Below are 24,936 nucleotides of genomic sequence, written 5' to 3'. Positions count from 1 at the left end.
CCGCTTCGGCCCGGTGAGCATCGGCGTGATGGTGCTGGCCCACGGCCTGATCGGCTACGGCCTGGTCTCGGGCCTGGGCGGGCATGCGCTCGAGCTGATCAAGAAGCCGATGGAGGCGACCATCATCACCGAGGTCAAGCTGCCGCCGCCGCCGCCTCCTCCCCCGCCACCGCCGCCTCCCAAGAAGATCGTGCGGCAGGAAGTGGCGAAGGTGCCACCGCCACCGCGGCCGGCCTACGTGCCGCCGCCGGCCGTGACGCCGCCCGTGAGTTCGGCGCCCGCGATCACCGCGGTGCAGAGCACGCAGGCCGTGCCTCCGCCGCCGGCTGCGCCGCCCACGCCGCCGGCACCGCCCGCACCCCCGAAGGCGACCACCACCGACATCGCGGTGGCCTGCCCCAAGCAGGTGGCGCCGCAGATGCCGCGCAAGGCGCTGGACGAGGGCGTCAACGGCGTGGTCACGGCCGAGGCACGCATCAAGGGCGGTCATGTGACGGAAGTGCGCGTGCTCTCGGGGCCGCGGGTCTATCACAGCGCGGTGCGCGCGGCCATGATGAAGTACGAGTGCCAGACCACCGGCGATGCCGAACTCCTGGCCACGCAGGAGTTCATCTTCAAGTTCGAGTGAGAACGTGTGAATGAAGCCGAACGAGCGCCCCGATCTTCGGGGCGCTCGGCGCAGAAGTTCTACACCTCCAGCGGCCACTTCGGCCGCTGTACTTTTTGGTAGGGCAAGGTCCGAAGGTCCAGCGTCACGCTGCCCGGCGCACCGGCATAGATCACCTGTTTCGCGACCTTGGAGAACGAGGCGTAGAAGTGCTGCGACGACTTCACCACCACGATCTTCTTCGCCGCCAGGTCGCAGTCCAGTTGCGTGAACAGGTCGGTGCCCATGGCCTGGTTGCGCCGCGTGACCAGCACGATCTCGATGCCATGGGCCTCGACCAGTGCGCAGTCGCCCATCGCCACGGGCGTGCCCGACAGGCCGCTCATCACCAGGTCGTGCCGCAACGCCTTGACCGTGCACACCAGGTCGAGCGGATCGCCCGACAGCGGACTGATCTTGCCGCCGATGCGCAGCGACAGCCGCGCGCCCACGCCCGCATCGAAGGCGATGCGCACCGCGATCGGGTCCCACATCGGGCCCAGCGCCGCGTCGCCGATGCCGCGTTCGATCATCCGGCGCAGCATGAAGGTGGCATCGCTGGCCGCACCGCCGCCGGGGTTGTCGGCGCCGTCGGAGACCACCACCGGGCCGCCGTCGAAAGCCAGGGCCTGGTCGAGCGCACTGTCGATGTCGGGGTAGGGCACGCTGAGGCCGTCTCGCATCGCGATGAGCTCGTCGGCCAGTTGGCGTGCCAGGGCCTGGGCCTTGGCCGCGTCGCCGTCGGCGTAGACCAGCACCTTGGTGCCCATGTCGGGCACGTCGCCCCACGAGAAGCCGTGCGCGATCGAGATCGACAGCACGCCGTCGTGACCTTCGAGCGCCTGGATGCGGTCGACGAAGCCACGCGCCGGTTCGCGCGAGGTGTGGACCGTGACGATCATCTCGCAGTCGACCACCGCGGCCACGGGGTCGATCCTGCCTTCGACCATCGCGGCGCAGAGGTCGACCAGTTCGATCCCGCGCTCGAGGATGTCGGTGTGCGGGTACTCCTTGAACGCGACGATCAGGTCGGCGTTCGCTGTCATGGCCGGCGTCAGGTGGCAGTGCGGATCGATCTCCACGCCGATCACCCGGTCGGGCCCGGCGATCGCGCGCACGCGCTCGAGCAGGTCGCCTTCGCAATCGTCGTAGCCGTCGGCCACCATCGCGCCGTGCAGGCCCAGCAGCACCATGTCGACCGGCAGCGCCGCGCGCAGGTCGGCGAGCAGCTCTTCGCGCAGCGTCTCGTAGGCATGGCGCGTGGTGATGCCGCCGGGCTGCGCGCCCGCCACCACGCCTTCCTGCAGATGCCAGCCGCGCTCGGCACCGCGCAGGCGCGCGGCCCAGAGCGGACCCGCGTAGATGCTCATCCGGTCCGGATGCTGGCCGGCCGGGTAGTAGCCGGCTTCCTCGAACGACGACAGGGCCGTCGGCATCGGGGCAAAGGTGTTGGTTTCGGTCGCAAGCGTTGCGCTGAAGACTCGCATGAGGAGGCCTTTGAGGTGGGTGTGGGAGGGAAGGTGCGGCGCGGTTCAGTCGGCCTTGCGCAGCCGTTGCGGGCCCAGCATGGCTTCGGTCAGGCCGAAGGCCGCGATGCGCTCGGGCAGCGGCAGACCGCGGGCCAGCGCGGCGCAGGCCTCGCCCATCGCGGCCGAGGTCTGGATGCCGTAGCCGCCTTGCGCCGCGACCCAGAAGAAGCCGGGCGCCGAGGGCTCGAAGCCGCCGACCAGGTCGCCGTCGGCCACGAAGGAACGCAGGCCGGCCCAGGTGCGCGTGGGGCGGCGGATGCTGAGCGTGGTGGCTTCCTCGATGCGGTGGATCGCGAAGGCGATGTCCAGCTCCTCGGGCTGCACGTCGTGTGGATCGACCGGATCGGCGTTGGCCGGCGAGCCCAGCAGCATGCCGGCGTCGGGCTTGATGTACCAGCCTTCGTCGGCGCTGTAGACCATGGGCCATTGCGCGGTGTCTGCGCCTTCGGCCGCCGCGAAGATCAGCGCCGAACGGCGGCGCGGCTCGATGCCGATGGGCGGCACGCCGGCCAGTTGCGCGATGGTGTCGACCCAGGCGCCGGCCGCGTTGAGCAGCACTGGCGCTTCGTAGACCTTGCCGCCGGCCGTCACGCGCCAGCCTTCGCCGACGCGCTCGATCGCCGTGACGTCGGCATCGCAGGCCAGCAGGCCGCCGGCCTTGCGCATGCCGCGCAGGTAGCCCTGGTGGATGGCGTGCACGTCCATGTCGGCCGCGTCGGGCTCGTAGACCGCGGCAGCCACCTGCTCCGGCCGCAGCGCGGGCACGCGGGCCAGGGCTTCTTCGCGGCTCAGGCGCTCGGCGCCGATGTCCATGGCGCGCAGCACCTCCCAGTGGGCCTCGAGCGTCGGCAGGTGCTCTTCGCTGGCGACCATCATCGCGCCGCGCGGCGTGAGCAACGGATGCTCGGAGAAACCTTCGGGCGGATGGTCGAAGAAGGCGCGGCTGGCCAGCGTGAGGGCTCGCACCTGCGGCGTGCCGTAGCTTTCCATGAAGAGCGCGGCCGATCGGCCGGTGGAGTGGTAGCCGGGCTGGGATTCGCGTTCGAGCAGGATCACGCGGCCGTGCGGCGCCAGCCAGTGGGCAACGGAGGCGCCGGCGATGCCGCCGCCGATCACGAGGTAGTCGGCCGCGAGCGGCGCATGAGTGGAAATGTTCATGGTGAAAAGTGTAGGAATAAATTTGCGGATACGCAAATTTATTCGCGCGAAGGTCGGCTGGCAGAATGGCCGCGCACTACCGAAGAGAAGAATCCGCGTGAATCCACACACCGCGACCCCGAAGGGCGCTCGACCGAAGCAGGCGCCGCCCACGCTGGACCCCACGGCTTTCGGCCTGCGCCTGCGCGCCGCGCGCAAGGGTTTCGGCTGGACGCTGGCCCAGCTGGCCGAACGCTCGGGCGTGTCGATCACCACCATCTCGCGCGCCGAGCGCGGCCAGCTCGCGCTGGGCTACGAGAACTTCACCGCGCTGGGCCGCGCGCTCGAGATGGACATGAACGCGATGTTCGCGGGCGCCGGCGTCAAGCCCGCACCGCTGGCCGGCCCGGTGGTCACGCGCGCGGGCCAGGGCGTGGTGTACCGCGGCCTGGCCATCGCCTACGAGTTCCTGGGCACCACGGCCGTGGGCAAGCAGATGAGTCCGATCGTCGGCACGGTGCACGCACGCCGCGTGCACGGTCCCGAGGACTTCGTGCGCCACACGGGCGAGGAATTCGTCTATGTGCTGTCGGGCGAGATCGACGTGCACTTCGACCACGGCGAGGTGCTGCGCCTGGGCCGCGGCGACTCCCTCTACTTCGACAGCCGCATCGGCCACGCCTATGTGAGCGTGAGCCGGCAGCTGGCGAAGATCCTGGGCATGACCTGGGGCGACAGCGTCTCGCTGCCGGCAGCGCCCGAGGCGGCGCCATGGAAGCCGGCCGCGAAGAAGCGCGCACCGCGCACGCCGCGCGCCTGAACGCTCAGGCCGCGTCGCGCGCCAGCTCCACCACGTTCACGCCTTCGGGGAACACCTCGCGCACCAGCGGCAGCAAGTGCGCATGGTGCGTGAGGAAGACCACCTGCGTGTGGGCCGACAGCGCGCGCAGCACGCGCAGGCCGGCCTGGGCCCGCGCATCGTCGAAGTTGACGAACAGGTCGTCGGCCACGAAGGGCAGCGGCGGCGCGCTCACCAGATGCAGCTCCAGCGCCGCGATGCGCAGCGCCAGGTAGAGCTGGTCGCGCGTGCCTTCGCTCAGGCCCGCGACCTCGACCACCGGCCCGCCGCGGCGCCTGGCGTAGAGCGCCGGCGTGTCCTTCTCGTAGTCGACGCCCAGCTTGACGAAATCGCCCAGCGTGAGTTCGGCGAACACCGTGCTCGCGCGCTGCAGCATCGGCCCCTGCTGGCGGTCGCGGTAGCGGTCGATGGCCCACTTGAGCAGCTTGCCGGCGGTCGCGACCTCGAGGTATTGCTCGGCCACGTCGCCCATCGCGGCCAGCGCCTCCTGCCGCTTGGCCTCGGCGATCGCGGCATTGGCCTGCCCTGCGATGGCAGCCAGCGCCTGCTCGGCGGTGACACGCTGGCGCACCAGTGCGGCGAGCCGCTCGGCCACGTCGGCGAGTTCGCCCTTGGCCTGCTCGCCGAGCCCGGCGACATCGGCCGGGTCCTGTGCGGCGACCTCGGCTTCGATCGCCGTGCGCTCGAGGCCGTCGCCGTCGCGGATCAAGGCTTCGCGTGCGTCGTCCAGGTCGCGGCGCAGCGCGCGGCGCCGGTCGGACTTTTCGACCAGCGGGATGGCCTCGGCCACCGAGGCCACGCCGGCCAGCGCCAGCAGCGGCTTCAGTTGCGCCCGCACCGTGTCGCGCTGCAGTTCGGCCGCGTCGCGTTCCGATTGCGCCTTGCGCAGCGCGTCCTCCGCCAGCGCGGCCTGCTGGGCGGCCGTGACCGTGTCGCGCAGCCGCTGCGCCAGGCGCCACGCCACCTCGGGCCCGTCGCCGAACGCCAGCGCCGGCCCCTGCGGCTCGACCGCCGCGCCGAGCCGACGCGCCTCGGCCTCGAGCCGGTCCAGATCGGCACGCATGGTGTCGATGCGCTCGCGCCGGATCTGGTCGGCCCGGTCCAGCCGCTCGGTGACCTGCTGGGCCAGCGCGACCGCACCCTCGGCCTCGGCGAAGGTGGCGGACGCGCCTTCGAGCCTGGCGCTGCGCAGCGCCGCGGCCCACTGCGCTTCCCATTGACGGTACTGGTCGGTGGCCGCGTCGGCATGGGCCTGCAGCGCATCGAGTGCGCGCTGGGCCTGCGTGCCTTGCTGCACCAGGCCGCTGCGGCGTGCCTGCGTGCCGTCGGCCTGGCTCACCTGCAGCCCGGCTTGCGCGCACAGCGCCGGCAGCGTGAGCGACGGCGGCACGTCGACACCCGCGTCCTGCAAGGGAGCGGCGAGCGCGGCCTGTGCATCGCGGCAGGCCGCGGCCTCCGCGTCGCGTTCGCGCTGCCGCAGGGCCGCTTCATCGTGGGCAGCCAATGCTTCGTCGCGCTGTGCCAGCCCTTGCGCCGCATCGTCGAGCGGCATGTCGGCCCAGCCCACGCTGCGGGCCAGCGCGGCCCAGTCGGCGTCGAGCGTCGCCAGGGCCGTCATGCGTTCGGCCAGCACCGTGTGCTGGCGCGCCCGCTCGGCCTCGGCCAGCGCCAGGTTCTGCCGCGTGCTCTGCAGGGTCGCGACCTCGGTGGCCGAGCCCAGCTGCGCATCGACCAGCTCGTCGGCGCGGCGGATCGCGGCGTCGAGCGGGGGTGCGCCTTCGTGCAACGCGATCTCGCCGCCCTTGACCGAGGCCCAGGCCGCATCGCGCCCCTCGCGCGCGGCGCGCACCTGCTCGGGCGTGACCACCGCATGGGCCTGTTCGAAATGCCGCAGCGCCAGCGCATGACGCTCGGCCTGCGCCTGCAGGTCGGCGTGCCTGTCGCGTGCATGCGCCACGGCCGACGCGGCATCGTGGCGCTGGCGTTGCAGCGCCGTGAGCCGCGCCAGCGAAGGCAGGGCCATGGCGCGCAGTGCATCGACCGGCACGCGCCAGGCCCCCAGCGCCGCCAGCGCCTGCGCGAGCCGGGCCTGCGCGGTGTCGACGGCCGCGGCCAAGGTCCGCTGCCGCGCCGGGCTGTTGCCGAGCGCGAGCGCATCGGCCAGTGCCTGGCGCAACGCGGGTGAGACTTCCGCCGATGGCAATGCCTGCAGTTCCTGCCGCAGGCCATCGCGTTCCAGCGTCTTCTGGCGCACGGCCTCGTGCGCGCCGCGCAGGGCCTGGTGCAGGCCGCCGCGGTCGCGCAGCAGGTTGCCCACGGCCTGCAGCGCCAATGCGCTCGGCCGGCCCGCGCGGATGTCGGACTCGCCCGCGGGCCAGCCCAGCTGCGCGGCGGCGGCGCGGGCCTCGTCGAGCAGCCGATCGACTTCGGCCTCGCGCAAGGGCAGGTCGCGAGGGTGGTTGGCGCACAGGCTGCGCATCCGGTCGAGCGCCTCGATGTCGGCGCGCAACGCGAGCACCGCCGGGTCGAAGGACACTTCGCCGCGCTCGCCGCGCCGGGCCTCGACGTCGCGTGCACGCGCCTGGCACAGCGCCTCGGCCGCCGACAGCGCCTGGCCGCCCGCCTGCAATTCGGCCAAGGCGGTCGCGGGGAAATCGATCACCTCGCCGGGCTCGGCCCAGGCGGTCTCGAGGCGGCGGATCTCGAGCAGCCTGGGCCCGAGCCGGCGCACGCGTTCGAGACGGGAACGCGAGGCTTCGAGCGCCAGGCGCCGCTGCTCCTCGGTGGCGATGTCGGCCAGCACCGTGTCGAGCGCGGCCTTGGCCTCGGTCCAGACCTTGGTCTTGACCTGCGCGCTCTTGAGCTCGGCCTGCGCCTCGTCGAAGCGCTGCGCCGCCAGCGCGTAGTCGCTGCTGCCCTTGCGCGGCGCCCAGAGATTGCCGGCCTGCTTTTCCAGCGCCTCGCGCACCGGCCCGAGGCTCGCGATGCCCGCGGCCGACTGGAACAGCACGCGGCCCACGTCCTTCGAACTGTCGAGGATGCTGCGGCCGCCCTCGACCAGTTGGTCGTGGTCCATGCAGAACATCTGCTCGAAGAAATCCTTGTCGGCCGTGCCGAGGAAGGGGGCGAGCTGCGTGTCGGGCATCACCGCGTCGGCCGGCGTGCGCAGCGGCGTGCGGCCGCGCGCGCGATGGAAGGCGAGTTCGCCGGGCACGCCCTGCAGCACGCCGCCGAGCCGCATCTCGGCCAGCGCATGCCGGAAGTCCAGCCGCGTGCGCAGCGGCATGCCGAACAGCAGCTCGGTGATGGCATTGCGCACGGTCGACTTGCCGGCTTCGTTGGGGCCGACCACCACATGGAAATCGCCTGCGGTGTTGGAGGGAAAGTCGAGGCTCGTGCCGTCGAACTTGCCGTACTTGAGCAGTTGCAGTTGCCGGATGCGCATGCCTTATTTCTCCCCATCCATCAGGCTGGCCAGCAGCGCCGGCGAGACCTGCTGCAGCAAGTGGCCGAAGTCGCCCTCGCGCGCCATGGCGAGCAGGGGCACGTCCTCCTTCACGTCGGCCGGCACCTTGGCGAAGAAGGGCTGCAGCTCGGTGCGCAGCTTCTGCAGGAACTCGGGGTCGGCGCTGGCCTCTTCCAGGATCTCCTGCAGGTCGGCGATCGCGTCCCTGCGCGCGCCGATGTCGACCCGGTCGACCACGGGCTCGGTCGCGAGCCGGACCTTCTCGAGCCAGAGCCGCTCGTTGCCGATCGCGGCGATCTGCCCCAGCACTTCGGCGCGCAGTTCATGCGCCTTGCCGAACAGCGCGCCATGCGCGGGCGTGCGACCGCGCAGCGTGACACGCACCGCGCGCGGCACCTGGGCATCGACCGCCAGCAGCGCGTGGAGCTGCTGGCCGACCTGGCGCGCCACGTCGCCCATCGACAGGCACGCCGACGCGTCGACCACCACGCTCTCCCAGCGCAGCACGTCGAGGTACAGCCGCTCGACCTGGGTCTGCCCGTCCTCCACCGTGACCAGCACCGCACCGCGGCGGCCGGTCTCGCGGATGTGGCGGCCCTGCAGGTTGCCGGGAAACACGATGTGCGAGGCCTCGGGCCAGTGCTGGAACTCGTGCACATGGCCCAGCGCCCAGTAGTCGTAGCCACGCGCATGCAGCTCGGCGCGCGAGCACGGTGCGTAGTTGGCATGCGCCGCGCTGCCTTCGAGCGCTGTGTGCAGCACGCCGATGTTGTAGTAGCCGGGCACGGGCGCGGGATAGCCCAGCGCGAGGTTGTCGGTGATGGCCTTGTCGCGAAAGCTCTGGCCGTGCAGCGCGACCTTCAGGCCGTCGAGCCGGTGCACCTCGGGCTTGCGCGCCGAGAAGGTCTTCACGTTGTCGGGCAGCGTGAGCTTCTTGGTCATCTCGCTCTCGGCATCGTGGTTGCCGAACAGCAGGAACACCGGAATGCCCGCGCGCTGCAGCCGCCCCATCTCCTTGCTGAAGAAGATGCCGGTGTTGTGGTCGCGCCAGTCGCCGTCGTACAAGTCGCCGGCGATCACCACGAAGGCCACGTTCTCTTCGATGGCCCGCTCGACCAGTTGCGAGAAGGCCTCGCGCGAGGCGTTGCGCAACTGCGCGGCCGGCGCGTCGGGGTACGCGCTCAGGCCGTGCAGGGGGCTGTCGAGATGGATGTCTGCGGCATGAATGAATTTCATGCGTCCTCGCTGATGGGGTCGGCTGATGATGATGTTTCCGGCAGCCTGCCCAAACCATCGCAGGGCCGCCGGTCCAGCCCGCGGGCCGCGATCGAACGGCCTCAGTATGACCGCTGCGAACGCGCGACGCGCCTCAGTCGGCGCGAACACGCAGCCCTTGCTGCGCACCCGCCGATGGACGCCGAGGGGCGAATGGACCGCGAAGCGCGAGCGCGCGGTGCCGGACCGTGCAGGCGGGCGGGCCCCGCGGCCGGCGCGCAGGCCTGCGCCTTCACTTTCGGCTGAGGCCCGGGGTGCGGAACTCGGGCGTCGGCAGGTCGGCCTGGGCCACGATGCGCTCGAGGATGGCTGGCAACTCGAACACCGCGCGGTTGTCCAGGCGCTGGGTGGCGGCGTGGTAGCGCGGCAGTTCGCGCACCAGCTGCGCCACCGCGGTGTCGATCTTGGCGAAGCTGGGCAGCACCAGCCCCACCCCGTGCTCGCGCACCCACTGCGTGTTGTAGCGCTCCTGCGGCAGGGTCCAGCGGTTGCGCACCACGATCACCGGCAGCCGCATCTGCACCGCCTCGCTGAGGCTGCCGGGGCCGGGCTTGCCGATGAAGAAATCGGCCAGGTGCATGGTGCGCGCGACCTCTGGCGTGAAGCCCAGCACCAGCCGCGGCGCACGCGCGGGCAGCGCGGCGAGCGCCTTGGCCAGCGCGGCATTGTGGCCGCAGGCCAGGATCAGCTGCGTGTCCGGCAGCCGCTTGGCAATGGCCAGCATGGCCTTCGCGCCCTGGCCGCCGAACAGCACGATGCCGGTCGGCCGGTCCGGGTCGAGCCCCAGGCGCGCACGCTCGGCCGCGCGGTCGGCCGGCGGCGGCGCGTAGAAATCGTCGCGCAGCAACATGCCCGAGCTGGCATGGATGTGCGTCGCAGGCAGGCCGGCGTCGCGCGCCTGCTGAAGCGCATGGGCCGAGCCGCAGACCACGTGCTGGTCCAGCCCCTTGTCGATCCAGAAGCGCGGCGGATGGTCGGCCAGGTCGGTCAGCACCGTCGCGAAGGGCACGCCGGGCAAGGCCGAGGCCAGCGACTCGCGCAGGCCGCGGTTGAAGTTGGGGATCATCGACACGACCAGGTCGGGCTCGGTGGCCAGCCAGTGCTGCTGCATCAGCCGCACGGTCGGCCCGTGCCACCAGCGGATCATGGCCTGCAGCAGCTTGAGCTCCTGTGCGAGCCCGGCGGTCCAGCCGCGCGCGATGCGCTTGTTGTAGTAGTCCTCGGGCTCCATGCCCGTCATGCGGCGGAACTTCTGCGTCGGGTCGAGCACCTCGCGCAGGTTGAGCAGGCGCACGGTCCAGGGCAGGCCCGCGCGCGCGATCGCGGCCCGCAGCGCCAGCGCCGAGGCGCGGTGGCCGCCGCCGGCATCGAGATAGACCAGGTCGACCGTGCGCGCGCGCAGCATGTCGACCATCAGGCCGACACCGGCTGCCGCTTGGGCGCGGCCCGGCCCGCGCGCGCGACCACCGGCATGTGCTCGCCCCAGCGCAGGATCTCCAGCGTGCCGTCGGCCTGCTCGGCCAGCGCCGTGAGGCTCTCGACCCAGTCGCCGTCGTTGCAGTAGAGGATGCCGTCGATGTCGCGCATCTCGGCATGGTGGATGTGGCCGCAGACCACGCCCTGCACGCCGCGCCGGCGCGCCTCGCGGGCCACCGCGTTCTCGAAGTCGCCCACGTAGCTGACCGCGCGCTTGACCTTGAGCTTGAGGTACTGCGACAGCGACCAGTAGGGCAGGCCCATGCGCGCGCGCAGCGAGTTGAGGTGGCGGTTGAGCCGCAGCGTGAATTCGTAGAGCGAGTCGCCCACGTGCGCGAGCCACTTGGCGCACTGGATCACGCCGTCGAACAGGTCGCCGTGCATCACCCACAGCGTGCGGCCGTCGGCCGTCTCGTGCACCCAGTCCTCGACCACCTCGATGCCGCCGAAGTCGTGGTTGACGTACTTGCGCGCGAACTCGTCGTGGTTGCCCGGCACGAAGATCACGCGCGTGCCCTTGCGTGCCTTGCGCAGCAGTTTCTGGATCACGTCGTTGTGCGCCTGCGGCCAGTACCACTGCCGCCGCAGTTGCCAGCCGTCGATGATGTCGCCGACCAGGTAGAGCGTCTCGCACTCGGTGTGCTTGAGGAAATCGAGCAGCGCATGCGCCTGGCAGCCCGGCGTGCCGAGGTGCAGATCGGAGATCCACAGCGTGCGGTAACGCAGCGGCGGCCGCGTCGGTGGATCATCGGCCGTCTCGGGAGAGGGGGCCGCAGTGTCGCGCCATGCGCGAAGGAAGGCATCGTCGCGTTGCATGGGACTGCAGCCTCGGCCCTGCGCATGTCCGCCGCGCGGCGGTGGCGTGAAACTTCAGTGACAGGGGCTGTGGATGTCGCTGCAGCGCTGCACTTCGACCGTCGAATGCACGATCTCCTCGTGCATGGAGAACTGCGCGCGCACCTCGTCGGCGCTGAGCGTGGGCGAATGCGTGACCACGCTGAGTGCGCACGCATAGGCGTTGCGGCCCACGCGCCAGACATGCAGGTCGGCCACGCGGGTGTGCGAGTCGGCCAGGCCTTGCTCGACGCCCGCGCGGATCTCCTCGACCACCGGGTGGTCCATCTCGCGGTCGAGCAGCACGCGGCCGGTCTGCAGCAGCAGGCCCTTGGCCCAGACCGCCACCAGCACCGCGCCGACAATGCCCATCACCGGGTCGAGCCAGGCCCAACCGTAGAGCCAGCCGCCGACCAGCGCCGCAATCGCGAGCACCGAGGTGGCGGCGTCGGCCAACACGTGCAGGTAGGCGGACTGCAGGTTGAGGTCCTTGCCATGATCGTGCGCGTGGCCGTGCCCATCGCCGTGACCGTGGTGGTCGTCGTGCACGTGATCGGCATGGTGCGCGCCACCCAGCAGCCGTGCGCAGACCAGGTTCACCAGCAGGCCGAGCACCGCCACCACGACGGCCTCGCGGTAGTGGATGGGCTCGGGCGACCACAGCCGCTGCAACGAGCCCAGCACCATCAGGACCGCGATCCCCACCAGCAGCAACGCGCTCGCGAAGCCCGCGAGCACTTCGATCTTCCAGGTGCCGAAGGCGAAGCGCGGATCGGCCGCATAGCGCCGCACCGCCGCATAGGCGAAGGCGCTGAGTCCGAGCGCGAAGGCGTGCGAGCTCATGTGCCAGCCGTCGGCCAGCAGCGCCATCGAGTTGAACCACCAGCCCGCGCCGATCTCTCCCAGCATCGTGGCGACGGTGATCCACATCACGAGGCGGGTACTGCGCTCGGCCTGGCGGCTGTCGGTGTCGAAGCGGTGGCTGTGCTGCCAGGCGCTGAGGTCATGGGCGTGCATGGAATTCCTTTGGCGCGCACTATGCCAGCGACCCCTTGCCCGATACGGCAGAAGGGCCAGGGACACCTTGGCTCCGGCTTTGCCGGGCCAACGGTGTCGCCCCCTTGAGGGGGAAGGCGCAGCCACACGAAGTGGGCAAGCCTTCGGGGGTGGGCCTTGTTCAGCTGCCGAACATGTCGCCGTCCCGCGTCGGCGGTGCCACGCCCAGGTGCCGGTACGCCGCCAGCGTCGCGATGCGCCCGCGCGGCGTGCGCTGCAGGTAACCCTGCTGGATCAGGTAGGGCTCGATCACGTCCTCGATGGTGTCGCGCTCCTCGCCGATGCTGGCCGCGATGTTGTCCAGGCCGACCGGGCCGCCGTCGAAGCGGTGGATCACGGCCTCGAGCAGCTTGCGGTCCATCAGGTCGAAGCCTTGCGGGTCGACGTCGAGCATCGCCAGCGCCTTGTGCGCGATGTCTTCGGTGATCCGGCCCTCGCCCTTGACCTGCGCGTAGTCGCGCACGCGGCGCAGCAGCCGGTTGGCGATGCGCGGCGTGCCGCGCGAACGGCGCGCGATCTCGAAGCCGCCGGTCGGGTCCATCGGCACCTTGAGCAGGCCGGCGCTGCGCGTGACGATGCGCGCCAGCTCCTCGGGCGTGTAGAACTCCAGCCGCGAGACGATGCCGAAGCGGTCGCGCAGCGGGTTCGTCAGCATGCCGGCGCGCGTGGTGGCGCCGACCAGCGTGAAGGGCTGCAGGTCGAGCTTGATGCTGCGCGCGGCCGGGCCCTCGCCGATCATGATGTCGATCTGGTAGTCCTCGAGCGCGGGGTAGAGGATTTCCTCGACCACCGGGCTGAGCCGGTGGATCTCGTCGATGAAGAGCACGTCGTTGCGCTCGAGGTTGGTCAGCAGCGCGGCCAGGTCCTTGGGCTTCTCGAGCACCGGGCCCGAGGTCTGGCGCAGGTTCACGCCCAGTTCGGCCGCGATGATGTGGCTCAGCGTGGTCTTGCCCAGGCCGGGCGGGCCGAACAGCAGCACATGGTCGAGCGCCTCGCCGCGCTGGCGGGCCGCACCGATGAAGATCTCGAGCTGCTCCCGCACCTTGGCCTGGCCCACGTACTCGTCGAGCAGCTTGGGCCGCAGCGCGCGTTCGATCGCCTCCTCGTTGGGCGAGGCGGGGGCGGCCGACACCACGCGGGGCGGTGCGGGGGCGAAATCGTCGGTCTGAATGGTCATGATTCGGGTATTTGTCGGACAGTTTAGTCGGCCGCCCGACGGCAGAATGATGCGTCCAACAAAGAGGGGGAGCCCGTGTCCATCTATGAGCTGAAGCCCCGGTTCCAGGCCTTGTTGAGGCCGCTCGTGGCGCGCCTGCACGCAGCGGGCGTGACGGCCAACCAGGTCACGCTGGCCGCCTGCGCGATTTCCGTCGCGCTGGGCCTCTGGCTCTTCTTCGCGGCGCCGCGCGCCGGTTTCTTCGCCCTGATCCCGCTCTGGATGTTCCTGCGCATGGCCTTCAACGCCATCGACGGCATGCTGGCGCGCGAGCACGGCCAGCAGAGCGCGCTGGGCGCCTTCCTCAACGAACTGACCGACGTGCTGTCCGACGCGGCGCTGTACCTGCCTTTCGCGCTGGTCGCGCCCTTCAGTCCCTTCTGGGTCGGCACGGTGATCGTGCTGGCCGGCCTGAGCGAATTCGCCGGGGCCCTCGGCCCCACGGTCGGTGCCTCGCGCCGCTACGACGGGCCGCTGGGCAAGAGCGACCGCGCCTTCGTGTTCGGCGCGCTCGGCCTCTATGTCGCGCTGGGCTGGCCGCTGCCGGCCGCCGCCGCCTGGCTGATGCCGCTGCTTGCCGCGCTGGTGGCCTGGACCATCGTCAATCGCATCCGCCGCGCGCTGGCCGAGGCGACGACGCAGCCCTGAACAGTCCCAAACCAACAAGACCAACCCGCACAAAAAAATCACAGGGATTCCATGACCGACAAGATCACTTCACGCGTCTTCACAGAACAGCACTTCAACACGCATGACGGCGTCTCGCTGTTCTACCGCCACTGGCCGGCCACCGGGGCCGTGCGCCGCGGCGCGATCGTCCTGTTCCATCGTGGCCACGAGCACGGCGCGCGCATGGCGCACCTGGTCGACGAACTCGACCTGCCCGACTTCGACTTCTTCGCCTGGGACGCCCGCGGCCACGGCCACTCGCCCGGCCCGCGCGGCCACAGCCCCAGCTTCGCGACCTCGGTGCGCGACGTGCAGACCTTCGTCGAGCACATCGGCACGGCGCATGGCGTGCCGGAGCGCGACCTGCACGTGATCGCCCAAAGCGTGGGTGCGGTGCTGATCTCGACCTGGGCCCACGACTACGCGCCCAAGGTGCGCGGCCTCACGCTCGCCTCGCCGGCCTTCAAGGTCAAGCTCTACGTGCCCTTCGCACGCGCCGGCCTGGGGCTGATGCACAAGCTGCGTGGCCTGTTCTTCGTCAACAGCTACGTGAAGGCCAAGTTCCTCACGCACGACCCGCAGCGCATCGCCAGCTACGAGAGCGACCCGCTGATCTCGCGCCCGATCGCGGTCAACATCCTGCTCGACCTGTACGCCGCGGCCGACCGCGTGGTGGCCGACGCCAACGCGATCACGCTGCCGGTGCAATTGCTGATCTCCGGTTCCGACTGGGTGGTGCACCACGCGCCGCAGCACCGCTTCTTCGAGCGGCTGGGCAGCGCGGTCAAGACCAAGCTGGAACTGCCCGGCTTCTTCCACGACACCTTGGGCGAACGCGATCGCGCGCCGGCGGTGGCCGCGGTCCGCGGCTTCATCCTCGAACGATTCGACGCGCCCGTGCCCGCGGTCGATCTGCGCGAGGCGCATCTCCACGGCGCGACCGCCGACGAATCGCGCGCCCTGGCCGAGCCCCTGTCGCCGTGGTCGCCGCGCGGTGCCTACTGGGCGCTCACGCGCGCCGGGCTGCGCTTCGGCGGGATGTTCTCGCGCGGCGTGAAGCTCGGGCACGACACCGGCTTCGACTCTGGCAGCACGCTCGACTACGTCTACCGCAACGCGCCCGACGGCAAGGGCGCACTGGGCCGCTCCATCGACAAGACCTACCTCAGCTCCATCGGCTGGCGCGGCATCCGCCAGCGCAAGGTGCACGTCGAGGAACTGATCCGCGAGGCCATGGAGCGCCTGGCCGGGCAGCACCGCGAAGTGCGCGTGATGGACATCGCCGCGGGCCACGGCCGCTACGTGCTCGACGCGGTGGCCGCCAGCCCGGTCAAGGCCAGCTCGATCCTGCTGCGCGACTACAGCGACATCAACGTGCGCGACGGCACGGCGCTGATCGCCGAGAAGGAGCTGCAGGACATCGCGAAGTTCGTGCAGGCCGATGCCTTCGACCGCATCAGCCTGGCCAGCGTGATGCCACGGCCCACGCTGGCCGTGGTGTCGGGGCTCTACGAACTCTTCCCCGACAACGAGATGGTGCGCCGCTCGCTGGCCGGCGTGGGCGACGCGGTGGAAGACCGCGGCTACCTGGTCTACACCGGCCAGCCCTGGCATCCGCAGCTGGAGATGATCGCGCGCGCGCTCACCAGCCACCGCCAGGGCGAAGCCTGGGTGATGCGCCGTCGCACGCAGGCCGAGATGGACCAGCTGGTCGAGGAGGCGGGCTTCCGCAAGATCGCGCAGCGCGTGGACGAGTGGGGAATCTTTACCGTTTCGCTGGCCATCCGCACCGGCCACTGAGATGGGCTCTCCCCCAGGCTTCGCGCACTGCGTGTCGCTTCTCCCTCCCCCTCTCCGGGGGCGACACCGGCGGCCCGGCAAAGCCGGTTCCGCGGTGTCCCGCGCTGAACACCGAAACAGAGGGTTCCGATGAAGCTGTGGCTCGCCAAGGGCTTGTGGAAACGCGCCGTCGCCTGGCTCGTGCTGCTCGGGCCGCTGTTCTATTCGACCTACGGCCTCGCCAACGGGTGGGCCGCCTCGCGCGCCGTGGTGCCGACGCTGGCCTTCGACTGGGAACATGGCATCCCCTTCTGGCCCTGGACCATCTTTCCCTACTGGACCATCAACGTCTTCTACGCGCTGTCGCTGTTCCTCGCGCGCGACAGGCACACGATGGACCGGCATGCGCTGCGGCTGGTCACGGCCACGGTCATCGCGGTGAGCTGCTTCCTGGTCTGGCCGCTGCGCTTCAGCTTCGGCCAGCCCGCGGTCAGCGGTGCGCCGGCCTTTCTGTTCGATGCGCTGCGCGGCTTCGACCAGCCCTTCAACCAGGCACCCTCGCTGCACATCGCGCTGGCGGTGATCCTCTGGGACTGGTACCGGCAGTTCATCCGTCCGCTGTGGGCACGGCTCGTGCTGCACCTCTGGGCTTTCGCGATCTGCGCCTCGGTGCTCACGACCTGGCAGCACCACTTCATCGACATCCCGACCGGCGCTCTGCTCGGGCTGGTCTGCGTGTGGCTCTGGCCGCTGGAACGCGTGGCCTCGCTGCGCCAGGGTTGGCGGCTGGCGCGCGATCCGCAGCGCTGGAAGCTCGCGGCGCTGTACGGTGTCGGCGCGCTGATCTTTCTCGGTGCCGCGCTGGCGACCGGCGGGCTGGGCCTGTGGCTCGCGTGGCCGGCCGCCTCGCTGGCGCTGGTGGCGCTCAACTACGCAGGGCTGGGCGCGCGCGGCTTCCAGATGGACCGGCGCGGCCGCATGCGCTGGGCCGCGCGCTGGCTTTTCGCGCCCTACCGGCTGGGCGCGGCGGTCAATGCATGGGCCTGGACACGGCGCCTGCCGGCCTCGGTCGAGGTCGCACCGGGCCTGCGGCTCGGGCGCATCCCGAGCCCCGCCGAATGGCAGGCCGCGGGCCGACCGCAGCTCGTGAGCCTGTGCGCCGAGCTGCAGCTGCCACGCGTCGAGGGCACGCACTGCCTGCCGATGCTCGACCTGGTGGTGCCGCCGCCCGACCGGCTGCGCCGCGCGGCCCAGGTCATCGAGGCCCGTCGCCGGGCGGGCCACGCCGTCTGGGTCTGCTGCGCGCTGGGTTTCTCGCGCAGTGCGGCGGCGACGATCGCCTGGCTGCGGCTGCACGACGGCACGCTCGACGCCGAAGCGCAGGTGCGCCGCGCCCGGCCGCAGATCGTGCTGCGCAGTGCCTGGACGCGCGCGCTCGACCTCGCGACACGGCACACTCGCACGCCATGACCGATCACGAACGTTCGCTGTGCGCCGCCACCGCGCGCCTGCTGCAGGCCGCCGGTGCCATTGCCGCCTGGGGCTTCGGCCTGAGCCTGGTCGCGATCTCGGTGCTCGCATTGACCGGACGCTCGCTGTCGCTGCTGTCGTGCATGGGCTTCGGCGCCGTGGCCGTGATCGGTGTGCTCGAACGCTACCTGGCGCTGCGCATCCGCCTCGACGTCGGCCTGTTCCAGGACCTGGCCAGCGGCGCCATCGCCTCGCTGGGCACGCTCGACCTCGCGCTGCAGAAGCTGGGCCTGCGCTTCGCGTCCGACACGCCGCGCGACCTGAACGCGCGGGCATCGGGCGCGCGCCAGCTGATGCAGCGCCACGCCATCACCGTGGCCTGCCAGAGCGTGATGTTCCTTCTCGCGCTGCTGACGCAGGACCTGCGGTGAACACCGCCCTCTTCTTCCCTTGGACACCATGAACCCTTCTCCTCGCAGCGGCCTGCGCAAGGCCGCCGCCGTCGTCTCGTCGTGGCTGATCGTGGGGGCGGCCAAGCTGCTGACCGGCGTGCGCGGCCTCTGGTCGGGCACCGGGCCCAAGGCCGAGCAGACGCTCTACTTCGCCAACCACACGAGCCACGGCGACTTCGTGCTGCTGTGGGCCACGCTGCCGCCCGACCTGCGCGCGCTCACGCGGCCGGTCGCGGGCCAGGACTACTGGGAGGCCTCGGCGCTGCGCCGCTTCATCGGCGAGGACGTGTTCAATGCGCTGATGATCCGGCGCGATGGCGCCGCTTCGATGGGTGCGGCCGGCGCGCCCAACCCGGTCGAGCAGATGACGCAGGCGCTGCAATCGGGCGACTCGCTGATCATGTTCCCCGAAGGCACGCGCAACACCGGCGACGAAACGCTGCTGCCGCTCAAGAGCGGCCTGTTCCACCTGGCGCGCGCCTGCCCCAACGTGCGGCTGGTGCCGGTGTGGATCGAGAACCTCAAGCGCGTACTGCCCAAGGGCATGCTGGTGCCGATCCCGCTGGCCTGCACGGTGCGCTACGGTGCGCCGCTGGTGCTGGCCGAGGGCGAAGACAAGACCGCCTTCATCGCACGCGCGCGCGCCGCGATGCTCGAATTGCGCCCCGAATACGACAAGGCGGAGGACTGAGCCATGAACATCTCCGCTTCGACCCAGACCACGCTGATGCTCTTCGGCGGCGTGTTCGGCGTGCTGGTGCTGGCCTCGGCCATCGGCGCGCTGCTCAAGTGGCGCGTGGCGCACGGCCAGCCGCATTCGGTGATCGACAACCTCAATTCGCGCGTCAATGCCTGGTGGGTGATGGTGGCCGTGATCGGCCTGGCCTTCGCCTTCGGCAAGGGTGGCGTGATCGTGCTGTTCTACCTGATCTCCTTCTACGCGCTGCGCGAGTTCATGAGCCTGGCCTACACCCGGCGTGGCGACCACCATGCGATCGCGGTGGCCTTCTTCATCGCGCTGCCGGTGCAGTACTTCCTGATCTGGATCGACTGGTACGGGCTCTACGCGATCTTCATCCCGGTCTATGCCTTCCTGGTGCTGCCGATCCTGGCGGCCGTGGGCGGCGACACGCAGCGCTTTCTCGAGCGCACGTCAAAGATCCAGTGGGGCCTGATGGTCTGCGTGTTCTGCATCAGCCACGTGCCGGCCCTGCTCACGCTGCAGATCCCCGGCTTCGAGGGCCGCAACCTGCTGCTGATCGCCTTCCTGGTGATCGTGGTGCAGGGCAGCGACGTGCTGCAGTACGTCTGGGGCAAGCTGTTCGGCCGGCACAAGGTCGCGCCCGAACTCTCGCCCTCGAAGACCTGGGAAGGCCTGATCGGCGGCGTGGCGAGCGCCACCGCGCTGGGCGCGGCGCTGTCCTGGGCCACGCCCTTCACGCCCTGGCAGGCCGCGCTCATGGCGCTGACCATTTGCCTCATGGGCTTCTTCGGCGGGCTCGTGATGTCGGCCATCAAGCGCGACCGCGGCGTCAAGGACTGGGGCACGATGATCGAAGGCCATGGCGGCATGCTCGACCGGCTCGATTCGGTGGTGTTCGCGGCGCCGGTGTTCTTCCACGCGCTGCGCTATTGGTGGACGCCCTGAACACCCGCCGGCCGAAGGCGGGCTTCGCGATGGAAGAAGAGATGGGGCTGCAGAGCGAGTGAGGGCACGGGCCACGGCGCCTGCCGCGCGTATTTCATAGTGGCGTGCGCGAACATCGGTTGACGCGGCAGTGGGGCACCGATCAGATCGTCCCCTTGCCATCATGCCCCTGCGGGGCCACCGATCCATGAACACCGGAAGTTTCTCGCTGGCCATCGCCACGCCCACGCACTACGGCGCCATGGCGTCGCCCTATGTCGTCGGGCTGTGCGAACTGCAGGCCCATTGCTTCAAGCATGGCATCGGCTTCGAACTGCTGCTGCAGGAAGGCGTCAGCGCCATCGACCACGCGCGCAACTTCCTGGCGAACCGGTTCCTGAAGGAATCCAGCGCCAGCCACCTGCTGTTCATCGACGACGACATGGGCTTCAACGTCGAGGAGCTGGCGGCGATGTTCGAATGGCGGCACCGCGAGGTCGTGGCGGCGATGTGCCCGAAGCGGCGCATCGACTGGACCCGGATCAAGGCCATCGTCCAGGCCCATCCCGACATCGACCCGTCGGCGCTGGCCAACCTCGCCGGCGACTACACCGGCATGTTCAAGCTCTCGGGCGACGCGCAGACCATGAAGATCGGCGCCCAGCCGCTGCGCGTCGATGCCATCGGCACCGGCATCATGCTGATCGCGCGCGACTGTCTTCTGCACCTGATCGATGCGGCCACGCTGTCGGCGTCATCCGATGACGCTGCCGACTACCCGATCTACTCGTTCTTTCGCTCGACGGCCGTGGGAGGCCGGCTGCAAGGCGAGGACCACCATTTCTGCGATCTGGTCAACCACCATGGCGGCACGGTCTGGGGCTGCCCCTGGCTGACCGTGACCCACAGCGGCACGCACCGCTTCGTCGGCGATCTCAAGGGCATCGCGCGCTACGCCGCCTGAGACTTTGCGACGTCAGTCGTTGTCGTCGAGGACGCCCCCACGCGCGATCAGGAAGGCGATCAGCAGGCCGACGCTGGCGCAGCCGATCGCCACCCACAGGCTGAGGAAGGTGTAGGCGTTGTGCCGCCCCGGGTCGCCCGCGAGCGCGAACACCAGGTCGGCATCGCGCAGCCCGCCGAGCCGGCGCGCCGCCGCGAAGTCGTAGGCGGCCGAACCCAGATGCGCCAGCGCCACGAACAACGGCACGATCAGCGCGAGCGGCAGCCACGCGTGGCGCACCTTGCGCCAGGCCAGGAACTGCGTGAAGAAGAACAGCCCGATGCCGATGACGACCAGCCCGAGCACGAAATCGTCGCGCGCAAAAGGCAGCAGCCACGACCACACCGAGGGCAGCGGCCACAGCAGCCATTCGGCGCGCGGCGCCAGCGCGATCACCGGCCGGGCGAAGGCATCGAGGCCCAGCGCCAGCAGGCCGCGCCCCACCAGCGCCGACGCGCAGGCGATCGCCGCGACGATGAAGCCCGCAGCGCGCAGCCGCCGGGTGGGCGCCGGGGGCGGCGGCACCGGCGGCAGCGCGGTCCTGAGCGCGACCTGTCGCAGGGGACGGCCGGGGGCCAGCCAGATCGTGTGCGTGGTGGTGATGGTGGTGGTGGTGCTGCGCGGCGGCGGTGCCGAGGGCCCGGGCCTGTCGCCGGCCACGAGCACGTCGATCACGGCCACGGCCAGCGCCAGACTCGCCGTGGCCGTGAGCCAGGCGCAGGCGCCCGGCATGTCGATGAAACCACCGGGCGTGAGCAGGGCCAGGTGGCCATAGAGCAGTCCGGCGCTGCCGTAAGCGATCAGGAGCGGCACGCAGCAGATCAGCGCGAGCCGGCCCAGCATCGCATCGCCCTCGGGCGATTCCTGGCGCGGATCGAGCCGCTGCCAGAGCGCCACCCAGCCCGGGGCTTCGCCGCGCGGGTAGACCGTGCGGGCCTTGGCGGCGGTACGTTGCCACCCGCCGCGCCAGCTCATTTCGCCAGCGCCCTCAGGGCCAGCTTGATGCCGTCGCTCACGCCCACGTCATTGGGCAGGGCCTTGAGCGACGCGGCCGCTTCCTTGTCGCTGTAGCCCAGCGCGACCAGCGCCTGCAGGATGTCGGTCTGCGAATCCGACACGTCGTGGTGCGGCAGCGCGATGTCGGCGCCGAGCTTGCCCTTGAGCTCGAGCAGCAGGCGTTCGGCGGTCTTCTTTCCGATGCCCGGGATCTTCACCAGCCGGCCCGCGTCCTGCAGCGTGACGACCTGCGCCAGTTCGGCCACGCTCAGGCCCGAGAGCACGCCCAGCGCCATGCGCGGGCCGACGCCCGAGATCTTGATCAGCTGGCGGAAGGCGGTGCGTTCGGCCGGGGTGCCGAAGCCGTAGAGAATCTGCGCATCCTCGCGCACCACGAAGTGCGTGAGCAGCGACACGCGCTCGCCGGTGTGCGGCAGGTTGTAGAAGGTGCTCATCGGCACGTCGACCTCGTAGCCGACCCCGTTGCAGTCGACCACCACCTGCGGTGGGTTGCGTTCGGCCAGCGTGCCGGTCAATTTGCCTATCATGGGTGCCCTTCTCAAGAGCCGGAATTATCCTTTGATCGTTCGCCACACCTTCAAGCCCCTCAACAACGTGCGCCTCGGCCACTTGTGCGGCCCCCTCGACGAGCACCTGCGCCGCATCGAGGACACGCTGGGCGTGACGATCGCGCACCGCCACGAGCAGTTCAAGATCGAGGGCCCCAAGGCCATCGCCGACCAGGCGCTCGAGGTGCTGCAGGCGCTCTACGAGATCGCCGAGCGGCCGATCGACCCCGCCGTGGTGCAGCTCACGCTGGCCAGCGACTCGGGCATGACCGCCGACGGCGAGGCCGGCCCGATGCTGGTCACGCGCCGTGCCGATCTGCGCGCGCGCACGCCGACGCAGGCGAGCTATCTCGAGAACATCGCGACCCACGACATCACCTTCGGCATCGGTCCGGCCGGCACCGGCAAGACCTACCTGGCCGTGGCCTGCGCGGTCGATGCGCTGGAACGCAGCGCGGTGCAGCGCATCGTGCTCACGCGGCCCGCGGTCGAGGCCGGCGAGCGGCTGGGCTTCCTGCCCGGCGACCTGTCGCAGAAGGTCGACCCCTACCTGCGCCCGCTGTACGACGCGCTGCACGACCTGATGGGCTACGACAAGGTGCAAAAGGCTTTTGAACGCAATGCGCTGGAGATCGCGCCGCTGGCCTTCATGCGCGGGCGCACGCTGAACAACGCCTTCGTGATCCTCGACGAGGCGCAGAACACCACGCCCGAGCAGATGAAGATGTTCCTGACCCGCATCGGCTTCGGCGCCAAGGCGGTGGTCACCGGTGACGTGAGCCAGATCGACCTGCCCAAGACGCAGCTCAGCGGCCTGATCGACGCCGAGCATGTGCTCAAGCGGGTCAAGGGCATCGCGACCACGCGCTTCACCAGCGCCGACGTGGTGCGCCATCCGCTGGTGGCGCGCATCGTCGACGCCTACGACGGCCAGCGCAAGCGCGCGGGAACGAGTTGATGGCCCTGCCCGCGCTCTCCCTCTCGTTGCAGTTCGCGCGCTTCGAGGACGCCGAGCGCCACCGCCTCGCGCTGCCGCGCCACAGCGTCACGCGCTGGCTGCGCCATGCGCTCGCGGTCGATGGCGAATTCACCGTGCGCATCGTCGATGCCGAGGAGGGCCAACAGCTCAACCGCGCGTACCGCGGCAAGGACTACGCGACCAACGTGCTGACCTTCGACTATGCGCAGGAACCGGTGGTGATGGCCGACCTGGTGCTGTGCGCGCCCGTGGTGGCCCGCGAGGCCAGGGAACAGCGCAAGACGCTGGCCGCGCACTACGCGCACCTGCTGGTGCACGGCGCGCTGCATGCGCAGGGCTGGGACCACGAGACCAGCGAGGCCGATGCCGAGGAGATGGAGGCCTACGAGACCGAGATCCTGGCGGAACTCGGAATCGCCAACCCCTACTAGCTCATCTGCAGCGGAATGGTCACCGGCCCGTCGTTGACCAGGTGCACCTGCATGTCGGCCGCGAACACGCCGGTGGCGACCACCGGGTGCGCGGCGCGGGCCTGCACCACGAAGCGGTCGTAGAGGCGCCGGCCCTCGTCGGGCGCCGCGGCGCCGGTGAAGCTCGGGCGGTTGCCTCCGCTCACGTCGGCCGCCAGCGTGAACTGGCTCACCAGCAGCAGGCCGCCGCCGATGTCCTGCAGGCTGCGGTTCATCTTGCCGGCCTCGTCGGAAAAGATGCGCAGCTTGAGGACCTTGGCGAGCAGCCGGTCGCCCACGGCGTCGCTGTCGCCGCGCTCGGCGCACAGCAGCACCAGCAGGCCCGGGCCGATCGCGCCCACGGTCTGGCCGTCGATGTCGACGCGGGCTTCGCGCACGCGCTGCAGCACGGCCTTCATTCGTGGGCCGCCATCTGCACGGCGCGCGCTTCCATGTCCAGCGGCAGCAGCTGGATGGTCACGCGCAGGCCCGGCACCGCGTCCATCAGCGACTGCTCCACCGCATCGCGCAGTGCGGCGGCGCGTTGCAGCGACCAGTCGCCCGGCACGTGCATGTGCAGGTCGGCGAAGCGGCGCTGGCCGGCGCTGCGCGTCGCGAGGTCGTCGAAACGCAGTTGCGGGCCGTCGGGCTGCAGGGCGGCGAAGCGCGCCAATGCCGCCTGCAGCGCGGCCAGCGAATCGGCATCGAGCGCCTGGTCCATCAGGCCCTGCGACGAGCGCCACACCAGCTTGGCGCCCTCGCGAACGATGTTGAGCGCCACGCCGATGGCCAGCAGCGGATCGAGCCACAGCCAGCCGGTGAAGTGCACCGCGACGATGCCGACCACCACCGCGGCCGAGGTCCAGACGTCGGTCACCAGGTGGCGGCCGTCGGCCTCGAGCGCGATGGAGCGGTGCTCGCGCGCGGCGCGGAACAGCATCACGGCCAGACCGGCATTGAAGGCCGAGCTGACGACCGACAGCGCCAGCCCCCAGCCCAGCTGCTCCAGCGGCTGCGGCGACAGCAGCCGCACCACCGAGACCCAGCCGATCGCCAGGGCCGCGCCGATGATCAGAATGCCTTCGAAGCCGGACGAGAAGTACTCGGCCTTGTGGTGGCCGTAGGGGTGGTCCTCGTCGGCCGGGCGGGCGGCGATGGTCACCATCGCGAGGGCGAACATCGCGCTGGCGAGGTTGACGAAGGACTCCATCGCGTCCGAAATCAGGCCCATCGAGTTGGTGATGTAGCCCGCGCCGCCCTTGAGCACGATGGTGAGCAGCGCCACGCCGATCGACAGCCGCAGCAGCGCCGAAGGCCCCCAACGGGGCTTGCGAGAAGAGTCAGCGGGAGTTGGAACCACGGTCGATCGGTACTGCCACACGGTTGAGGCGTGAATTATCGCGGTGCGAGGAATCCCGCCGGCCGGTCGCTTACCATGACGGGCCAACC

The 24,936-nt window shown here is 70.5% G+C and carries 23 protein-coding genes; 11 read left to right on the top strand and 12 right to left on the bottom strand.

Annotated features, from left to right (window positions below; all coding sequences use genetic code 11):
• The coding region (locus ACSFBC_RS26740) for an energy transducer TonB (protein ID WP_435513361.1) at window positions 1–628 on the top strand (628 nt) is incomplete at its 5' end.
• A gap of 59 nt (window positions 629–687) precedes the next feature.
• On the opposite strand, the gene ACSFBC_RS26735 is transcribed toward ACSFBC_RS26740, so the two are convergent.
• Window positions 688–2,133, bottom strand: a complete 1,446-nt coding sequence (locus tag ACSFBC_RS26735; RefSeq protein WP_435513360.1) for a M81 family metallopeptidase — start codon at window positions 2,131–2,133, stop codon at window positions 688–690.
• Between the two features lie 45 nt (window positions 2,134–2,178).
• Complete coding sequence (locus tag ACSFBC_RS26730; protein WP_435513359.1) at window positions 2,179–3,333, bottom strand: NAD(P)/FAD-dependent oxidoreductase; 1,155 nt, start codon at window positions 3,331–3,333, stop codon at window positions 2,179–2,181.
• A gap of 97 nt (window positions 3,334–3,430) precedes the next feature.
• Between ACSFBC_RS26730 and ACSFBC_RS26725 the strand changes: the two genes are divergently transcribed.
• The gene (locus ACSFBC_RS26725) at window positions 3,431–4,132 is read left to right on the top strand and encodes a helix-turn-helix domain-containing protein (RefSeq protein WP_435513358.1); all 702 of its coding nucleotides are present in this window, start codon (window positions 3,431–3,433) and stop codon (window positions 4,130–4,132) included.
• 4 nt (window positions 4,133–4,136) lie between these two features.
• Here ACSFBC_RS26725 and ACSFBC_RS26720 read toward each other — a convergent pair whose 3' ends face one another.
• The 6 genes from ACSFBC_RS26720 to ruvB all read right to left on the bottom strand — a co-directional run bounded on the left by ACSFBC_RS26720 (window position 4,137) and on the right by ruvB (window position 13,455).
• Window positions 4,137–7,616, bottom strand: a complete 3,480-nt coding sequence (locus ACSFBC_RS26720) for an ATP-binding protein (RefSeq protein WP_435513357.1) — start codon at window positions 7,614–7,616, stop codon at window positions 4,137–4,139.
• Between the two features lie 3 nt (window positions 7,617–7,619).
• A complete protein-coding gene (locus ACSFBC_RS26715; protein WP_435513356.1) occupies window positions 7,620–8,873 on the bottom strand; it encodes a metallophosphoesterase family protein in 1,254 nt (417 codons plus the stop codon).
• A 271-nt stretch (window positions 8,874–9,144) separates the two neighbouring features.
• Window positions 9,145–10,326 carry a glycosyltransferase gene (locus ACSFBC_RS26710; RefSeq protein ID WP_435513355.1) on the bottom strand — a complete coding sequence of 394 codons (1,182 nt, stop codon included), beginning with the start codon at window positions 10,324–10,326 and terminating at the stop codon, window positions 9,145–9,147.
• Window positions 10,326–11,204 (bottom strand): UDP-2,3-diacylglucosamine diphosphatase, encoded by an 879-nt coding sequence (locus ACSFBC_RS26705; RefSeq protein ID WP_435513354.1) that lies wholly within the window; start codon window positions 11,202–11,204, stop codon window positions 10,326–10,328. Before ACSFBC_RS26705 ends, ACSFBC_RS26710 begins: the two co-directional genes overlap by 1 nt.
• A gap of 54 nt (window positions 11,205–11,258) precedes the next feature.
• Window positions 11,259–12,239 carry a CDF family Co(II)/Ni(II) efflux transporter DmeF gene (gene dmeF, locus ACSFBC_RS26700; protein WP_435513353.1) on the bottom strand — a complete coding sequence of 327 codons (981 nt, stop codon included), beginning with the start codon at window positions 12,237–12,239 and terminating at the stop codon, window positions 11,259–11,261.
• Window positions 12,240–12,399: 160 nt separating this feature from the next.
• Window positions 12,400–13,455 carry a Holliday junction branch migration DNA helicase RuvB gene (ruvB, locus tag ACSFBC_RS26695; protein WP_435513352.1) on the bottom strand — a complete coding sequence of 352 codons (1,056 nt, stop codon included), beginning with the start codon at window positions 13,453–13,455 and terminating at the stop codon, window positions 12,400–12,402.
• Window positions 13,456–13,530: 75 nt separating this feature from the next.
• On the opposite strand from ruvB, the gene ACSFBC_RS26690 reads away from it, so the two are divergent.
• From ACSFBC_RS26690 to ACSFBC_RS26660, 7 genes are all read left to right on the top strand, one after another.
• A complete protein-coding gene (locus ACSFBC_RS26690; protein ID WP_435513351.1) occupies window positions 13,531–14,142 on the top strand; it encodes a CDP-alcohol phosphatidyltransferase family protein in 612 nt (203 codons plus the stop codon).
• Between the two features lie 51 nt (window positions 14,143–14,193).
• Window positions 14,194–15,963, top strand: coding sequence for a bifunctional alpha/beta hydrolase/class I SAM-dependent methyltransferase (locus tag ACSFBC_RS26685; RefSeq protein WP_435513350.1), 1,770 nt, complete (start codon window positions 14,194–14,196; stop codon window positions 15,961–15,963).
• A gap of 129 nt (window positions 15,964–16,092) precedes the next feature.
• A complete protein-coding gene (locus ACSFBC_RS26680) occupies window positions 16,093–17,412 on the top strand; it encodes a phosphatase PAP2/dual specificity phosphatase family protein (RefSeq protein WP_435513349.1) in 1,320 nt (439 codons plus the stop codon).
• Window positions 17,409–17,843, top strand: coding sequence for a hypothetical protein (locus tag ACSFBC_RS26675; RefSeq protein WP_435513348.1), 435 nt, complete (start codon window positions 17,409–17,411; stop codon window positions 17,841–17,843). Before ACSFBC_RS26680 ends, ACSFBC_RS26675 begins: the two co-directional genes overlap by 4 nt.
• 28 nt (window positions 17,844–17,871) lie before the next feature.
• On the top strand, window positions 17,872–18,555 hold the full coding sequence (locus tag ACSFBC_RS26670) for a lysophospholipid acyltransferase family protein (RefSeq protein ID WP_435513347.1): 684 nt from the start codon (window positions 17,872–17,874) through the stop codon (window positions 18,553–18,555).
• A gap of 3 nt (window positions 18,556–18,558) precedes the next feature.
• On the top strand, window positions 18,559–19,512 hold the full coding sequence (locus ACSFBC_RS26665; RefSeq protein WP_435513346.1) for a phosphatidate cytidylyltransferase: 954 nt from the start codon (window positions 18,559–18,561) through the stop codon (window positions 19,510–19,512).
• A 187-nt stretch (window positions 19,513–19,699) separates the two neighbouring features.
• The gene (locus ACSFBC_RS26660) at window positions 19,700–20,455 is read left to right on the top strand and encodes a hypothetical protein (RefSeq protein WP_435513345.1); all 756 of its coding nucleotides are present in this window, start codon (window positions 19,700–19,702) and stop codon (window positions 20,453–20,455) included.
• A gap of 12 nt (window positions 20,456–20,467) precedes the next feature.
• On the opposite strand, the gene ACSFBC_RS26655 is transcribed toward ACSFBC_RS26660, so the two are convergent.
• Both ACSFBC_RS26655 and ruvA read right to left on the bottom strand, forming a co-directional pair.
• Window positions 20,468–21,469, bottom strand: coding sequence for a hypothetical protein (locus ACSFBC_RS26655; RefSeq protein WP_435513344.1), 1,002 nt, complete (start codon window positions 21,467–21,469; stop codon window positions 20,468–20,470).
• A complete protein-coding gene (gene ruvA / locus ACSFBC_RS26650; protein ID WP_435513343.1) occupies window positions 21,466–22,038 on the bottom strand; it encodes a Holliday junction branch migration protein RuvA in 573 nt (190 codons plus the stop codon). Before ruvA ends, ACSFBC_RS26655 begins: the two co-directional genes overlap by 4 nt.
• A gap of 31 nt (window positions 22,039–22,069) precedes the next feature.
• On the opposite strand from ruvA, the gene ACSFBC_RS26645 reads away from it, so the two are divergent.
• Window positions 22,070–23,017 (top strand): PhoH family protein, encoded by a 948-nt coding sequence (locus ACSFBC_RS26645; RefSeq protein WP_435513342.1) that lies wholly within the window; start codon window positions 22,070–22,072, stop codon window positions 23,015–23,017.
• A complete protein-coding gene (gene ybeY, locus ACSFBC_RS26640; protein ID WP_435513341.1) occupies window positions 23,017–23,469 on the top strand; it encodes an rRNA maturation RNase YbeY in 453 nt (150 codons plus the stop codon). Before ACSFBC_RS26645 ends, ybeY begins: the two co-directional genes overlap by 1 nt.
• On the opposite strand, the gene dtd is transcribed toward ybeY, so the two are convergent.
• Both dtd and ACSFBC_RS26630 read right to left on the bottom strand, forming a co-directional pair.
• Entirely contained in the window at window positions 23,466–23,906 is a 441-nt protein-coding gene (gene dtd / locus ACSFBC_RS26635) for a D-aminoacyl-tRNA deacylase (protein ID WP_435513340.1), read from the bottom strand. The two genes, ybeY and dtd, sit on opposite strands and share 4 nt — an antisense overlap.
• Window positions 23,903–24,847, bottom strand: a complete 945-nt coding sequence (locus ACSFBC_RS26630) for a cation diffusion facilitator family transporter (RefSeq protein WP_435513339.1) — start codon at window positions 24,845–24,847, stop codon at window positions 23,903–23,905. The genes dtd and ACSFBC_RS26630 overlap by 4 nt, the downstream gene beginning before the upstream one ends.
• Window positions 24,848–24,936: the final 89 nt, after the last annotated feature.

This window comes from Variovorax frigidus (genome assembly GCF_051216515.1).
GTDB lineage: Bacteria > Pseudomonadota > Gammaproteobacteria > Burkholderiales > Burkholderiaceae_C > Variovorax.
Note: the sequence above shows the minus strand (reverse complement) of the source record. Positions and strands in the feature narration are given on the sequence as shown.

Excerpts from the sequence above, each read along its gene's own strand:
- ACSFBC_RS26735 (WP_435513360.1), bottom strand. The coding sequence starts at position 2,133 with ATGCGAGTCTTCAGCGCAACGCTTGCGACCGAAACCAACACCTTTGCC.
- ACSFBC_RS26730 (WP_435513359.1), bottom strand. The coding sequence starts at position 3,333 with ATGAACATTTCCACTCATGCGCCGCTCGCGGCCGACTACCTCGTGATC.
- ACSFBC_RS26720 (WP_435513357.1), bottom strand. The coding sequence starts at position 7,616 with ATGCGCATCCGGCAACTGCAACTGCTCAAGTACGGCAAGTTCGACGGC.
- ACSFBC_RS26715 (WP_435513356.1), bottom strand. The coding sequence starts at position 8,873 with ATGAAATTCATTCATGCCGCAGACATCCATCTCGACAGCCCCCTGCAC.
- ACSFBC_RS26710 (WP_435513355.1), bottom strand. The coding sequence starts at position 10,326 with ATGGTCGACATGCTGCGCGCGCGCACGGTCGACCTGGTCTATCTCGAT.
- ACSFBC_RS26705 (WP_435513354.1), bottom strand. The coding sequence starts at position 11,204 with ATGCAACGCGACGATGCCTTCCTTCGCGCATGGCGCGACACTGCGGCC.
- dmeF (WP_435513353.1), bottom strand. The coding sequence starts at position 12,239 with ATGCACGCCCATGACCTCAGCGCCTGGCAGCACAGCCACCGCTTCGAC.
- ruvB (WP_435513352.1), bottom strand. The coding sequence starts at position 13,455 with ATGACCATTCAGACCGACGATTTCGCCCCCGCACCGCCCCGCGTGGTG.
- ACSFBC_RS26685 (WP_435513350.1), top strand. The coding sequence starts at position 14,194 with ATGACCGACAAGATCACTTCACGCGTCTTCACAGAACAGCACTTCAAC.
- ACSFBC_RS26680 (WP_435513349.1), top strand. The coding sequence starts at position 16,093 with ATGAAGCTGTGGCTCGCCAAGGGCTTGTGGAAACGCGCCGTCGCCTGG.
- ACSFBC_RS26675 (WP_435513348.1), top strand. The coding sequence starts at position 17,409 with ATGACCGATCACGAACGTTCGCTGTGCGCCGCCACCGCGCGCCTGCTG.
- ACSFBC_RS26670 (WP_435513347.1), top strand. The coding sequence starts at position 17,872 with ATGAACCCTTCTCCTCGCAGCGGCCTGCGCAAGGCCGCCGCCGTCGTC.
- ACSFBC_RS26665 (WP_435513346.1), top strand. The coding sequence starts at position 18,559 with ATGAACATCTCCGCTTCGACCCAGACCACGCTGATGCTCTTCGGCGGC.
- ACSFBC_RS26660 (WP_435513345.1), top strand. The coding sequence starts at position 19,700 with ATGAACACCGGAAGTTTCTCGCTGGCCATCGCCACGCCCACGCACTAC.
- ACSFBC_RS26655 (WP_435513344.1), bottom strand. The coding sequence starts at position 21,469 with ATGAGCTGGCGCGGCGGGTGGCAACGTACCGCCGCCAAGGCCCGCACG.
- ruvA (WP_435513343.1), bottom strand. The coding sequence starts at position 22,038 with ATGATAGGCAAATTGACCGGCACGCTGGCCGAACGCAACCCACCGCAG.
- ybeY (WP_435513341.1), top strand. The coding sequence starts at position 23,017 with ATGGCCCTGCCCGCGCTCTCCCTCTCGTTGCAGTTCGCGCGCTTCGAG.
- dtd (WP_435513340.1), bottom strand. The coding sequence starts at position 23,906 with ATGAAGGCCGTGCTGCAGCGCGTGCGCGAAGCCCGCGTCGACATCGAC.